This is a genomic window from Mycobacterium sp. Aquia_213 (genome assembly GCF_026625985.1).
In the GTDB taxonomy this organism is placed as follows: Bacteria; Actinomycetota; Actinomycetes; order Mycobacteriales; family Mycobacteriaceae; genus Mycobacterium.
In genome coordinates, this window is sequence record NZ_CP113116.1 from 1,726,581 (window position 1) to 1,741,223 (window position 14,643).

The following is a 14,643-nucleotide window of genomic DNA, read 5'->3' on the forward strand; positions in this document are numbered from 1 at the left end:
GCCGGGGCTCTGCGCAGGCCGAACGAACCGATACGTGAAGACGCATACAGGGAGATATACAAGGTGACGATCCACGAGCACGACCGGGTGTCCGCTGACCGCGACGGGAATGGCCCGCACAGCACCCATGCTCTGGTCGACCGTCTCACGGCCGGCGAGCCGTACGCCGTCGCATTCGGCGGTCAGGGCAGCGCCTGGTTGGAGACCCTTGAAGAGCTGGTGTCCTCGGCGGGCATCGAGACCGATATCGCCACGCTGGTCGGCGAAGCGGAGCTGCTGCTCGAACCGGTGGCCAAAGCGCTGGTCGTGGTGCGCCCGATCGGCTTCGAGCCGCTGCGGTGGGTGCGCGCCCTGGCGGCCGAGGACCCGACGCCCGCGGACAAGCACCTGACGTCGGCCGCGGTGTCGATGCCCGGCGTGCTGCTCACCCAGATCGCCGCCGTCCGTGCCCTGGCGCGACAGGGCATGGACTGGACCGCGACCCCGCCGGTCGCCGTCGCCGGCCACTCGCAGGGCGTGCTGGCCGTCGAGGCGTTCAAGGCCGAGGGCGCGCGCGACGTCGAGCTGCTGGCCCTGGCCCAGCTGATCGGTGCGGCCGGGACGCTGGTGGCCCGTCGGCGCGGCATCTCCGTGCTCGGTGACCGCCCGCCGATGGTGTCGGTCACCAACGCCGATCCCGAGCGCATCGTCGCGCTGCTCGACGAGTTCTCCCAGGACGTTCGCACCGTGCTGCCCCCGGTGCTGTCCATCCGCAACGGCCGGCGTTCGGTCGTCATCACCGGCACCCCGGAGCAACTCTCCCGCTTCGAGCTGTACTGCCAGCAGATCTCCGAGAAAGAAGAGGCCGACCGCAAGAACAAGCTCCGCGGCGGCGACGTCTTCGCGCCGGTCTTCGACCCGGTGCGGGTCGAGGTGGGCTTCCACACCCCGCGGCTGGCCGACGGCATCGACATCGTCGGCGCCTGGGCCGAAAAGGTCGGCCTGGACGTGGAGCTGGCCCGGCGCCTGACCGACGCCATCCTGGTTAGCGGTGTCGACTGGGTGGAAGAGATCACCGGCGTGCACAACGCCGGCGCGCGCTGGATTCTCGACCTGGGTCCCGGCGACATCCTGACCCGCCTCACCGCACCGGTGATCCGCGGCCTCGGCGTCGGCATCGTGCCCGCCGCGACCCGCGGCGGCCAGCGCAACCTCTTCACCGTCGGGGCCACCCCCGAGGTGGCACGGCCCTGGTCGAGCTACGCGCCGACCGTCGTGACCCTGCCCGACGGCCGCGTCAAGCTCTCGACGAAGTTCACCCGGCTGACCGGGCGCTCGCCGATCCTGCTCGCGGGCATGACCCCGACCACGGTCGACGCGAAGATCGTCGCCGCCGCGGCCAACGCCGGACACTGGGCCGAGCTGGCCGGTGGCGGGCAGGTCACCGAGGAAATCTTCGGTGCCCGCATCGAGGAGCTGTCCGGATTGCTCGAGCCGGGCCGCACCTACCAGTTCAACACCCTGTTCCTCGACCCCTACCTGTGGAAGCTGCAGGTCGGCGGCAAGCGCCTGGTACAGAAGGCCCGCCAAGCCGGCGCCGCGATCGACGGCCTGGTGATCAGCGCCGGCATCCCGGACCTCGAGGAAGCCGTCGAGCTGATCGACGAGCTCAACGACGTCGGCATCAGCCACGTCGTGTTCAAGCCCGGCACCATCGAGCAGATCCGTTCGGTCATCCGCATCGCGACCGAGGCGCCCACCAAATCGGTGATCGTGCACATCGAGGGTGGGCGCGCCGGCGGTCACCACTCGTGGGAAGACCTCGATGACCTGCTGCTGGCGACCTACTCGGAGCTGCGCTCACGCTCCAACATCACCGTCTGCGTCGGTGGCGGTATCGGCACGCCCGAGCGGGCCGCCGAGTACCTGTCCGGCCGTTGGTCGGAGTCCTACGGCTTCCCGTCGATGCCGATCGACGGCATCCTGGTCGGCACCGCCGCGATGGCCACGCTGGAATCCACCACGTCGCCGTCGGTCAAGCAGATGCTGGTCGAGACCAACGGCACCGATCAGTGGATCGGCGCCGGAAAAGCCCAGGGCGGCATGGCTTCCAGCCGCAGCCAGCTCGGTGCCGACATCCACGAGATCGACAACTCCGCCTCACGCTGCGGCCGGCTGCTCGACGAGGTCGCCGGTGACGCCGACGCCGTTGCCGAGCGCCGCGACGAGATCATCGCCGCGATGGCCGGCACCGCCAAGCCGTACTTCGGCGATGTCCGCGAAATGACCTACCTGCAGTGGTTGCAGCGCTACGTCGAGCTCGCCATCGGTGCGGGCAACTCGACCGCGGACACCGCCTCGCCCGGCAGCCCGTGGCTGGCCGACACCTGGCGCGACCGCTTCCAGCAGATGCTGCAGCGCGCCGAGGCCCGGCTGCACGCCCAGGACCACGGTCCGATCGAAACGCTGTTCGACGACGACGCGCTGCTGGAAAGCCCCCAACAGGCCATCGCCACGCTCGTTGGCCGCTACGCCGACGCCGAAACCGTCGTGTTGCACCCGGCGGATGTGCCGTTCTTCGTCACGCTGTGCAAGACGCTGGGCAAGCCGGTCAACTTCGTGCCGGTCATCGACAAGGACGTGCGGCGCTGGTGGCGCAGCGACTCGCTGTGGCAGGCGCACGACGCCCGCTACGACGCCGACCAGGTGTGCATCATCCCCGGCACCGCGGCGGTCGCCGGCATCACCCGGGTCGACGAGCCCGTCGGTGAACTGCTCGACCGCTTCGAGCAGGCCGCCATCGACGACGTGCTGCGCGCCGGTGGCGAAGCGAAAGCCGTCCGGTCGCGCCGGCTGGGCCGCCCGGATGTGACCGGGCCGCTGGCCGTCGTGCTCGACGCCCCCGATGTGCGGTGGGCCGGGCGCACCGCCACCAACCCGGTGCATCGCATCGCCGACCCGGCCGACTGGCTGGTCCACGAAGGTCAGCGCGCCACGCACTCGTCCACCGGAGCTCGCCTGCAGGTCAAGTCCGACGGCGGTGCCGGCAACGAGCAGGTCGTGCTCAGCGTCCCGGTATCCGGGGTCTGGATTGACATCCCATTCACGTTGCACGCCAACACCATTGACGGCGGCACGCCGGTGGTCTCCACCGACGACGCCACCGCCGCGATGCGCGCGGTCCTGGCGATCGCCGCCGGTGTCGACGGACCGGAATTCCTCCCGCCGGTGACCGACGGGACGGCCACCGTGACGGTGGACTGGGACCCCGAGCGGGTAGCCGACCACACCGGCGTCACGGCCACCTTCGGCGAGCGCCTGGCGCCCAGCCTCACCACGGTGCCCGACGCGTTGGTCGGTCTGTGCTGGCCCGCGGTCTTCTCCACCATCGGCTCCGCGGTCACCGAGGCCGGCGTCCCGGTCGTCGAGGGCTTGCTGAGCCTGGTGCACCTGGACCACGCCGCCCACGTGGTCGGCAAGCTGCCCGCGCAGCCGGCCCAATTGACCGTTACCGCAACGGCTTCGGCGGCGATCGACACCGACATGGGCCGGGTCGTCCCGGTCGCGGTGACGGTGGCCGGCCCCGACGGCGCGACGATCGCCACCCTCGAGGAGCGATTCGCGATCCTCGGGCGGACCGGTTCCGGCGAACTCACCGACCCGTCCCGGGCCGGCGGCGCGGTGTCCGAAAACACCACCGACACTCCGCGCCGGCGCCGCCGCGACGTCACCATGACCGCACCGGTCGACATGCGGCCGTTCGCCGTCGTGTCCGGAGACCACAACCCGATCCACACCGACCGGGCCGCCGCACTGCTGGCCGGCCTGGAATCGCCCATCGTGCACGGCATGTGGCTGTCGGCCGCCGCCCAGCACACGGTGACCGCGACCGACGGCCAGGCCCGCCCGCCGGCTCGCCTGATCGGCTGGACCGCGCGATTCCTGGGCATGGTGCGTCCGGGCGACGAGGTCGACTTCCGGGTCGACCGCGTCGGAATCGACCAGGGCGCAGAGGTTTTGGAAGTCACCGCCAAGGTCGGCACCGACTTGGTGATGTCGGCGACCGCGCGACTGGCCGCGCCGAAGACGGTCTACGCCTTCCCCGGTCAGGGCATCCAGCACAAGGGCATGGGCATGGAGGTCCGGGCCCGGTCCAAGGCCGCCCGCAAGGTGTGGGACGACGCGGACAAGTTCACCCGTGACACCCTGGGTTTCTCGGTGCTGCACGTGGTGCGCGACAACCCGACCAGCCTGATCGCCAGCGGTGTGCACTACCACCACCCCGACGGTGTGCTGTACCTGACGCAGTTCACCCAGGTCGCGATGGCGACCGTGGCGGCCGCACAGGTCGCCGAGATGCGCGAGCAGGGCGCCTTCGTCGAAGGTGCCATCGCTTGCGGGCATTCGGTCGGTGAATACACCGCGCTGGCCTGCGTGCTGGGCGTCTACCAGCTGGAAGCTTTGCTAGAGACCGTGTTCCACCGTGGGTCGAACATGCACGACATCGTGCCGCGCGACGAGATGGGCCGCTCCAACTACCGGTTAGCCGCGATCCGTCCCTCGCAGATCGATCTGCCCGACGACGAGGTCACCGACTTCGTCGCCGAAATCGCCGAGCGCACCGGGGAATTCCTGGAGATCGTGAACTTCAACCTGCGCGGCTCGCAGTACGCGATCGCCGGTACGGTCCGCGGTCTCGAGGCTCTCGAGGAGGAAGTGGAGCGACGCCGCGAGATCAGCGGTGGCAAGCGGTCGTTCATCCTGGTGCCGGGCATCGACGTGCCGTTCCACTCCCGGGTGTTGCGGGTCGGGGTTGCCGACTTCCGCCGCTCGCTGGAGCGGGTCATGCCGCGCGATGCGGATCCCGAGCTGGTGATCGGGCGCTACATCCCCAACCTGGTGCCGCGTCCGTTCACGTTGGATCGCGACTTCATCCAGGAGATCCGGGATTTGGTGCCGGCCGAACCGCTCGACCCGATCCTGGCCGACTACGACACCTGGCTTGCCGAGCGGCCGGGCGAGATGGCCCGCACGGTCTTCATCGAGCTGTTGGCGTGGCAGTTCGCCAGCCCGGTGCGCTGGATCGAAACTCAAGACCTGCTCTTCATCGAGGAGGCCGCCGGTGGCCTGGGTGTGGAGCGGTTCGTCGAGATCGGCGTGAAGTCCGCGCCGACCGTCGCCGGACTGGCCACCAACACCCTCAAGCTGTCCGAATATGCGCACAGCACAGTCGAAGTGCTCAACGCCGAGCGCGACGCGGCGGTGCTGTTCGCCAATGACACCGATCCCGAGCCGGAGGCCGACGAGGCCGCTGAGTCGGCCGCACCGGAAGCCGCGGCAACTCCCGAAGGCGCCGCGCCCGCTCCGGCACCCGCGCCGACCGCGCCCTCGGGCGCGCCACGGCCCGATGACATCGGGTTCGACGCGGCCGATGCGACTTTGGCGCTGATCGCGCTGTCGGCGAAGATGCGCATCGACCAGATCGAGCAGCTGGACTCCATCGAGTCCATCACCGACGGTGCGTCGTCGCGGCGTAACCAGCTGCTGGTCGACCTGGGTTCGGAATTGAACCTGGGCGCCATCGACGGTGCCGCCGAGGCCGACCTGGCCGGGTTGCGGGCGCAGGTGACCAAGCTGGCACGCACCTACAAGCCTTACGGCCCAGTGCTTTCCGACGCGATCAACGACCAGCTGCGCACGGTTCTCGGGCCGTCCGGCAGGCGGCCGGCCGCCATCATCGAGCGGGTCACCAAGACCTGGGAGCTCGGCGAGGGCTGGGCCAAGCACGTCGTCGTCGAGGTCGCGCTGGGAACCCGCGAGGGCACCAGCGTGCGCGGCGGTGCCATGGGGCACCTGCATGAGGGTGCGCTGGCAGACGCCGCTGCCGTCGACAAGGCCATCGACGCCGCGGTCGCCTCGGTCGCTGCACGCCAAGGTGTTTCGGTGGCGCTGCCCTCGGCGGGCGGTGGCGGCGGAGCGACGATCGACGCCGCTGCACTGTCCGAGTTCACCGATCAGATCACCGGCCGTGACGGCGTACTCGCTTCGGCGGCCCGCCTGGTGCTGGGCCAGCTGGGTCTGGACGACTCGGTCAGCGCCGCGCCGGTGGCCACCGACGCCGAGCTCATCGACTTGGTTACCGCCGAATTAGGTTCGGAATGGCCACGTTTGGTGGCGCCGGCGTTCGAGGCCAAGAAGGCCGTCGTGTTCGACGACCGCTGGGCCAGCGCCCGCGAGGACCTGGTCAAGTTGTGGCTGACCGACGAGGGCGACATCGACGCCCAGTGGGTGAGCCTGTCGGAGCGATTCGAGGGCGCCGGCCACGTCGTCGCCACCCAGGCCACCTGGTGGCAGGGCAGGGCGCTGGCGGCGGGCCGTCAGATCCACGCCTCGCTGTTCGGCCGCATCGCCGCGGGCGCCGAGAACCCGGACCCCGGTCCCTACCACAGCGAAGTCGCGGTCGTCACCGGTGCTTCGAAGGGTTCGATCGCCGCGTCCGTCGTGGCCCGACTGCTCGACGGCGGTGCCACCGTCATCGCGACGACGTCCAAGCTGGACGAGGAGCGGCTGGCGTTCTACCGCACGCTGTACCGCGACCACGCTCGGTTCGGTGCGACGCTGTGGGTGGTCGCGGCCAACATGGCCTCCTACTCCGACATCGACGCCCTGGTCGAATGGGTCGGTGCCGAGCAGAGTGAAAGCCTTGGGCCACAGTCGATTCACATCAAGGACGCGCAGACCCCGACACTGCTATTCCCGTTCGCGGCACCGCGGGTGGCCGGCGACCTGTCGGAGGCCGGTTCGCGCTCCGAGATGGAGATGAAGGTTCTGCTGTGGGCGGTGCAGCGGCTGATCGGCGGCCTGTCGAAGATCGGCGCCGAGCGCGACATCGCGTCGCGGTTGCATGTGGTGCTGCCGGGCTCGCCCAACCGCGGAATGTTCGGCGGTGACGGCGCCTACGGCGAGGCCAAGTCCGCGCTGGACGCTCTGGTGAGCCGCTGGCACGCCGAATCCTCGTGGGCCGCGCGAGTCAGCTTGGCGCATGCGCTGATTGGCTGGACCCGTGGCACCGGGCTGATGGGTCACAACGACGCCATCGTCACCGCCGTCGAGGAGGCCGGTGTCACCACCTACTCCACCGACGAGATGGCCGCGATGCTGCTGGCCCTGTGCGATGTGGAGTCGAAGGTCGCCGCGGCCAGCGAGCCGATCAAGGCGGACCTGACCGGCGGTCTGGGCGACATCGAGCTCGACATGGCCGAGCTGGCCGCCAAGGCACGCGAGCAGGCCACTGCCGCAAGCGAAGAGGCGGACGACGAGAGCGGCCGGGGTAACCCGGGAACCGTTGCCGCGCTGCCGTCCCCGCCGCGCGGGTACACCCCGGCACCGCCGCCGGAATGGGCCGACCTCGACCTGGACCCGGCCGATCTCGTGGTGATCGTCGGCGGCGCCGAACTCGGCCCGTACGGGTCGTCGCGCACCCGCTTCGAGATGGAGGTGGACAGCGAGCTGTCGGCCGCCGGCGTCCTCGAACTGGCGTGGACCACCGGGCTGATTCGCTGGGAGGACGACCCCCAACCGGGTTGGTACGACACGCAATCCGGTGATCTGATCGACGAGGCCGAGCTGGTCGAGCGCTACCACGACATCGTCGTCGAGCGCTGCGGCATCCGGGAGTTCGTCGACGACGGCTCGATCGACCCCGATCACGCGTCGCCGCTGCTGGTGTCGGTGTTCCTGGAGAAGGACTTCGCGTTCGTCGTCTCCTCGGAGGCCGACGCCCGCGCCTTCGCCGAGTTCGACCCCGAGCACACGGTGATCCGGCCGGTGCCGGAGTCGAGTGACTGGCAGGTGATCCGCAAGGCGGGCACCGAGATCCGGGTGCCGCGGAAGAACAAGCTGTCGCGCGTCGTCGGCGGCCAGGTCCCGACCGGGTTCGACCCGACGGTGTGGGGCATCAGCCCGGACATGGCCAGTTCCATTGACCGCCTTGCGGTGTGGAACATCGTCGCGACCGTGGACGCATTCCTGTCCGCCGGGTTCAGCCCCGCCGAAGTGATGCGCTACGTGCACCCGAGCCTGGTGGCCAACACCATGGGCACCGGCATGGGTGGCGGCAGCTCGATGCAGACGATGTACCACGGAAACCTGTTGGGCCGTAACAAGCCGAACGACATCTTCCAGGAAGTTCTGCCGAACATCGTTGCCGCGCACGTGGTTCAGTCCTACATCGGCAGCTACGGCTCGATGATTCACCCGGTCGCCGCCTGCGCGACGGCCGCGGTGTCGGTCGAGGAGGGCGTGGACAAGATCCGGCTGGGCAAGGCCGAAATGGTGGTGGCCGGCGGCATCGACGACCTGACGCTGGAAGGCATCATCGGCTTCGGTGACATGGCGGCCACCGCCAGCACCGAGATGATGCGGGACCGGGGCATTGACGACTCGAAGTTCTCCCGGCCCAACGACCGCCGGCGGCTCGGCTTCGTCGAAGCCCAGGGCGGTGGCACCATCCTGCTGGCGCGCGGTGACCTGGCGCTCAAGATGGGCCTGCCGGTGCTCGCGGTGGTGGGCTTCGCGCAGTCGTACGGCGACGGCGTGCACACCTCGATCCCGGCCCCCGGCCTGGGCGCGCTGGGCGCGGGTCGCGGCGGCAAGGAGTCGCCGCTGGCACGCGAACTGGCCAAGCTGGGCGTCGGAGCCGACGACATCGCGGTGATCTCCAAGCACGACACGTCGACCCTTGCCAACGATCCCAACGAGACCGAGCTGCACGAGCGGCTGGCCGACTCGCTGGGCCGGTCCGAGGGTGCTCCGCTGTTCATCGTGTCGCAGAAGAGCCTCACCGGGCACGCCAAGGGCGGCGCGGCGGTCTTCCAGATGATGGGGCTGTGCCAGATGCTGCGCGACGGCGTGATCCCGCCCAACCGCAGCCTGGATTGCGTCGACGACGAGCTATCCGGTTCGGCCCACTTCGTCTGGGTGCGTGACACCCTGCGGCTCGGCGGGAAGTTCCCGCTCAAGGCCGGGATGCTGACCAGCCTCGGGTTCGGTCACGTGTCCGGGCTGGTCGCGCTGGTGCACCCGCAGGCGTTCATCGCAACGCTGGACCCCGAGCAGCGGGACGACTACCAGCGGCGCGCGGACGCACGCCTGCTGGCCGGTCAGCGCCGGCTGGTGTCCGCCATCGCCGGTGGTGAGCCGATGTACCAGCGGCCACCGGACCGTCGCTTCGACCACAGCGCCCCGGAGAAGCGGCAGGAGGCCGCCATGCTGCTGAATCCGGTCGCGCGACTGGGCGATGACGAGGCCTACGTCGGCTGACTTTGGTGATCGGTTAACCTGGCCAGCCATGGGCATTGTCGGTGTGGGGATCGATCTCGTCTCCATTCCGGATTTCGCCGACCAGGTTGACCAACCGGGAACGGTGTTCTCCGAAACGTTTACGCCGGGTGAGCGTCGTGACGCCTCCGACAAGAGTTCGTCGGCGGCACGTCACCTGGCCGCGCGGTGGGCCGCGAAGGAAGCCGTGATCAAGGCCTGGTCCGGGTCGCGGTTCTCCCAGCGGCCGATCCTGCGTGAGGACATCCACCGCGACATCGAAGTCGTCACCGACATGTGGGGGCGACCGCGGGTGCGGTTGACCGGGGACATCGCCAAGCATCTGGCCGACGTGACGATCCATGTCTCGCTGACTCATGAAGGGGACACCGCGGCCGCGGTCGCGATCCTCGAAACGCAGTGAGGGCCTAGCCTCGAGGACATGAGCGATCTGGTTGAGCGCGTCCGCGACGTCTTGCCGTCGGTGCGCCGCGATCTTGAGGACCTGGTGCGGATCGAATCGGTGTGGGCCGACCCCGCCCGCCGCGACGAGGTGCACCGCAGTGCGCAGGCAGTAGCGGATCTGTTGTCACAGGCTGGTTTTGGCGATGTGCGCATCGTCAGCGAGGGTGGCGCCCCGGCGGTCATCGCGCAGCATCCCGCACCCGCCGGCGCGCCGACCGTGCTGCTGTACGCGCATCACGACGTGCAGCCCGAGGGTGACCGCGATCAGTGGGCATCGCCTCCGTTCGAGCCGACCGAGCGCAACGGACGGTTGTACGGGCGTGGCAGCGCCGACGACAAGGCCGGTATCGCAACGCATTTGGCCGCATTCCGGGCACACGACGGCCAACCGCCGGTGGGTGTCACGGTCTTCGTCGAGGGGGAAGAAGAATCCGGGTCGCCGTCCCTGGGCCGGCTGCTGGCCGCCCACCGTGACGCGCTGGCCGCCGACGTGATCGTCATCGCCGACTCGGACAACTGGAGCACCGAAATCCCGGCGCTGACGGTAACCCTGCGCGGACTGGTCGACTGCGTCGTCGAGGTCGCCACACTCGACCACGGGTTGCACTCCGGCATTTGGGGCGGCGTGGTGCCCGACGCGCTGAGCGTGCTGGTGCGGCTGCTGGCCAGCCTGCACGACGACGATGGAAACGTGGCGGTGGCCGGTCTGCACGAAAGTACCGCCGCCGCCGTGGATTACCCGCCCGAGCGGGTGCGTGCCGACTCCGGGCTGCTGGACGGGGTGTCGGAGATCGGCACGGGTTCGGCCCCGCAGCGACTGTGGGCCAAACCCGCGATCACCGTGATCGGCATCGACACCACACCGATCGAGAAAGCGTCGAACACGTTGATCCCGCGGGCCCGCGCCAAGATCAGCATGCGGGTCGCGCCCGGTGGCGATTCCGCGGCGCACCTGGACGCGCTGACCGCTCACCTGCGGCGGCATACGCCGTGGGGTGCGCAAGTCAGCGTCACCCACGGCGATATCGGGGAGCCTTACGCCATCGATGCCAGCGGCAGCGTCTACGACGCGGCGCGAGCGGCGTTTCGGCAGGCGTGGGGCACCGACGCGATCGATATGGGCATGGGCGGATCGATCCCGTTCATCGCCGAGTTCGCCGACGCGTTCCCGCAGGCGAAGATCCTCGTCACCGGAGTGGAAGACCCCGCCACCCAAGCCCACAGCATCAACGAGAGCCTGCATCTGGGCGTGCTGGAACGCGCGGCGATCGCCGAGGCGCTACTGCTGGCGAACCTGGCCTAACCGGACAGCAGGTTGCTGTCATACCATGGCTGACCGGACTAAGGTCCGCTTATATTCCGCCCGTGAGGTAATTTGCTCTTAAGACTTGCTGATATGCGTGAAAGAGCGCAGAGTACCAGTCAGCGGGGGCAACAAAGGAGCGCCGATGGGTAGGACACAGTTTGCTGCAGCCGCCGCGCTAGCAGTGGGAGCTGCCCTGATCACCGCGCCGGCCTCGGTGGCCGCCGTCGGCGATGCGGTCGTGTACACCGTGACTTCGGATGCCCCGCTGGCGGTGGTGTCGTACTACGACGCAACGGGCGTCCTGCAGAGGGTGACCAACCAGCCGGTTCCGTGGTCCCTGTCGTTTACCAACAAGGACGCCAGTCCGACGTCGTTGCTGGTCGTGACCGCGAATCCCACTGGCCAGAAGACGACGTGCACGGTCAGCGTCAACGGAACGGTCAAGGACACCCAGTCCAAGACCGGAGCCGGCGAAGACAACATGGTCCAGTGCTCGACAATGGGTAACCCCTGATCGCGTCGAGGACCTAGCGCCGGGTACCGATGTCCTAGCGTCAAACTCGACCCCAGATTGCCTTTGTAGACGGACAGTCTCGTCGCATACTGCTCAATGTAGGCAGCGCAGCCATTCGTCCGCAGGAGACGCCACCGTGAGCACGGAAGACACCCTGACCGGCACAGCCGATGAAGCCGGCAAGATCAACCGTTACCACTTTGATCGCCACACCCCGGAGTACCGCGAGCGGTTCACGGCGATCACCGAGGAGATGCACGCCAGGTGCCCGGTCGCGTGGACCGACACCTATGACGGGCACTGGGTGGCCGCGGGCAGCCGAGAAGTCTTCGAGCTCGCTCGATGCCCGCACGTGTCCAACGACAACGACGTCACCGGCCAACGCCCCGCCTACAAGGGCATCACCATTCCCACCACGCCGCAGGGCTCCGGTATCCGCGGCGGCATGCTCGAGATGGATGAGCCCGAGCACAGCGCCTACCGCAGCGTGCTGAATCCGTACCTGTCGCCGGCCGCGGTCAAGCGCTGGGTGCCGTTTGTCGACGAGATCGTGCGGGCGAGCATCGACGAAAAGATCGAATCCGGACGGATCGACTTCGTCGACGATCTCGCCAACATCACGCCCGCCGTGCTGACTCTCGCGATGATGGGCGTTCCGCTGAAGAAGTGGACGCTTTACTGCGAACCGGCCCACGCCGGCGTGTACACGCCCACCGATTCCCCCGACTTCCCAGAAGTGATGAAGCAGTCGATCGCGATGGGGATGGACCTGTTCAACCACCTCCTCGAGATCCGGGATAACCCGCGCCCGGGCCTGGTGGACGCGATGGCAAGACTACGGATCGACGGCGAGCCCGCCCCCGACCTCGAACTGGTCGGAATGCTCGGCTTGATCATCGGCGGAGGTTTCGACACGACGACCGCGCTGACCGCCCACTCACTCGAATGGCTGGGCGAAAACCCCGAGCAGCGCGAATTGCTGAGGCGGGAATCGGACACGCTGCTCGACTCCGCGACCGAGGAATTCCTGCGTTACTTCACACCTGCTCCGGGCGACGGTCGCACGATCGCCGCCGATCTCGAAATAGCGGGCACGAAGTTCAAGGAGGGCGAGCGCCTGTGGCTGTCCTGGGCGATGGCCAACCGCGACCCCGCGGTGTTCCCCGATCCGAATCGACTGGACCTCAGTCGTAAGAACAACCGGCACTTCAGCTTTGGGCTCGGCATTCACCGCTGCATCGGCTCCAACGTCGCGCGGGTCGTGTTCAAGTCGATGCTGACGGCGGTGCTCGACCGGATGCCTGACTACCGCTGCGATCCCGACGGCACCGTGCACTACCAGACCATCGGGGTGATCCAGGGTATGCAGCACCTGCCGGCCACCTTCACACCCGGCAAGCGGCTCGGACCGGGAATCGACGAGACGCTGGAGAAGCTGCAGCGGGTCTGCGACGAACAGGGGATCGCGCGGCCGATCACCGAGTGCAAGGAGGCCGCCGTCATCGGCGACTGACTAGACGTCTAGGTCGCGGCGAAGCTTGGCGACGTGGCCGGTGGCCTTCACGTTGTACTGGGCGACGGCGATCTTGCCCAACGCGTCGACCAGGAAGGTGGAGCGGATGACGCCGGTGACCGTCTTGCCGTACAGCTGCTTCTCGCCGTACGCGCCGTAGGCGGTGAGCACCTTGCGGTCGGGGTCGGACAGCAGCGGGAACGTCAGCTGCTCGGCGTCGCGGAACTTCGCCAGCTTCTCGGGCTTGTCGGGGGAGATGCCGACGACGTCGATGCCGGCGCCGTTGAGTTCGGTCAGGTTGTCGCGGAAGTCGCAGGCCTGTTTGGTGCACCCCGGCGTCGACGCTGCCGGGTAGAAGTAGACAACGACCTGGCGGCCCTTGTAGTCGGCCAGCGACACCTTGTTTCCGTCGGCGTCGGGAAGGCTGAAGGCGGGCGCTTTGTCCCCGGGTGCTAGCCGCGTGGTCTCGGTCAAGGTGCTTCCCCTTTCGGTTCACCAGAGCGTCGGCACTAGGGTAGTGCCTCAGGTGCACGAGGCTCAGTTGGAGGACAGACACGTGGTGGACCGCGACCCCGACGCCATCAAGCAGGAGATCGATGCCGCCCGCGACCAGCTCGCGGCCACCGTCGACTCGCTGGCCGAGCGCGCTAACCCGCGCCGCCTCGCCGACGACCTCAAAATCCGCGTTATCGGGTTTGTGACGAAGCCCGCGGTCGCCGCCTCGCTGGCGGGTGTCGGTGCTCTCGTCGTTCTGGTAGTGGTCCGCCGCGTCAGGAACCGCTGAGCCGCACCGAGCAGACAGACAGCTCTGTCTACGGGGCTCTGCTAGCGTCGGTGCACATGGAGATCCTCGACCGGGAGGCCGCCGCACCGGATGCGCGACGGCCGGCGTCCCCGGCCGATCGCCTGCTTGCGGTGGCGACAAAGCTCTTCGCAGCGCATGGGATTCGCGCGGTCGGTATCGAACGGATCCTGCGCGAATCGGGATGCGCGAAGGCGAGTCTGTACGATTTCTACGGTTCCAAAGCAGCTTTGGTGACCGCTTACCTGGCCGAGCTGGACCACGCCGATCGGGCCAAGTGGGAAATGGCCGCAGCGGCACTGACCGATCCCACCGAAAAGGCTTTGGCCTTCTTCGATCTCGCGATTGCCAATGGGCTTCGATGCAATTTTCCGGGTTGTCTGTACGCCAACGTCGCGACGGAGTTTCCCGGCGAGCGGTTCGAACCGATCGATGCGCATCGCGAATGGGTGCGGTCATGTCTGACCGAGCTGATGACGTCGACCGGCGCCAAGCGTCCTGACGAGACTGCCCGGCAGCTTCAGTTGCTCTACGACGGTGCGCTCGCCGGCTCCAAGCTGGACCAATCGGTGGAGCCGATCCGACTCGGACGGCAGCTGGCGGCCGAGTTCATCGGTCGCGCCTGCGGCCGATAGCGGCCGATCGATTCAGATCAGCGCGATCCGATTATGTGGGGTGCACCGTCTCCCCAGCACGAAGACGGCCCGGACCTACCGTTGACATCCGAATCTGCGCTTGAACACATT

8 protein-coding genes are annotated in these 14,643 nt (G+C 68.3%); 7 read left to right on the plus strand and 1 reads right to left on the minus strand.

Annotation, left to right across the window (positions count from 1 at the left end):
• Positions 1–63: 63 nt before the first annotated feature.
• From LMQ14_RS08265 to LMQ14_RS08285, 5 genes are all read left to right on the plus strand, one after another.
• Positions 64–9,300 carry a type I polyketide synthase gene (locus LMQ14_RS08265; RefSeq protein WP_267734276.1) on the plus strand — a complete coding sequence of 3,079 codons (9,237 nt, stop codon included), beginning with the start codon at positions 64–66 and terminating at the stop codon, positions 9,298–9,300.
• 28 nt (positions 9,301–9,328) lie between these two features.
• The gene (locus LMQ14_RS08270) at positions 9,329–9,721 is read left to right on the plus strand and encodes a holo-ACP synthase (protein ID WP_267734277.1); all 393 of its coding nucleotides are present in this window, start codon (positions 9,329–9,331) and stop codon (positions 9,719–9,721) included.
• An 18-nt stretch (positions 9,722–9,739) separates the two neighbouring features.
• A complete protein-coding gene (locus tag LMQ14_RS08275) occupies positions 9,740–11,065 on the plus strand; it encodes a dipeptidase (protein ID WP_267734278.1) in 1,326 nt (441 codons plus the stop codon).
• A 145-nt stretch (positions 11,066–11,210) separates the two neighbouring features.
• Positions 11,211–11,582 (plus strand): MmpS family transport accessory protein, encoded by a 372-nt coding sequence (locus LMQ14_RS08280; RefSeq protein WP_267734279.1) that lies wholly within the window; start codon positions 11,211–11,213, stop codon positions 11,580–11,582.
• A gap of 136 nt (positions 11,583–11,718) precedes the next feature.
• On the plus strand, positions 11,719–13,095 hold the full coding sequence (locus tag LMQ14_RS08285; protein ID WP_267734280.1) for a cytochrome P450: 1,377 nt from the start codon (positions 11,719–11,721) through the stop codon (positions 13,093–13,095).
• Here LMQ14_RS08285 and bcp read toward each other — a convergent pair whose 3' ends face one another.
• Complete coding sequence (gene bcp, locus LMQ14_RS08290; protein ID WP_267734281.1) at positions 13,096–13,569, minus strand: thioredoxin-dependent thiol peroxidase; 474 nt, start codon at positions 13,567–13,569, stop codon at positions 13,096–13,098. It lies immediately after the preceding gene.
• Positions 13,570–13,651: 82 nt separating this feature from the next.
• Between bcp and LMQ14_RS08295 the strand changes: the two genes are divergently transcribed.
• Together LMQ14_RS08295 and LMQ14_RS08300 are read left to right on the plus strand one after the other, a co-directional pair.
• The gene (locus LMQ14_RS08295) at positions 13,652–13,879 is read left to right on the plus strand and encodes a DUF3618 domain-containing protein (RefSeq protein ID WP_267734282.1); all 228 of its coding nucleotides are present in this window, start codon (positions 13,652–13,654) and stop codon (positions 13,877–13,879) included.
• A 56-nt stretch (positions 13,880–13,935) separates the two neighbouring features.
• Positions 13,936–14,532 carry a TetR/AcrR family transcriptional regulator gene (locus LMQ14_RS08300; protein WP_267734283.1) on the plus strand — a complete coding sequence of 199 codons (597 nt, stop codon included), beginning with the start codon at positions 13,936–13,938 and terminating at the stop codon, positions 14,530–14,532.
• Positions 14,533–14,643: the final 111 nt, after the last annotated feature.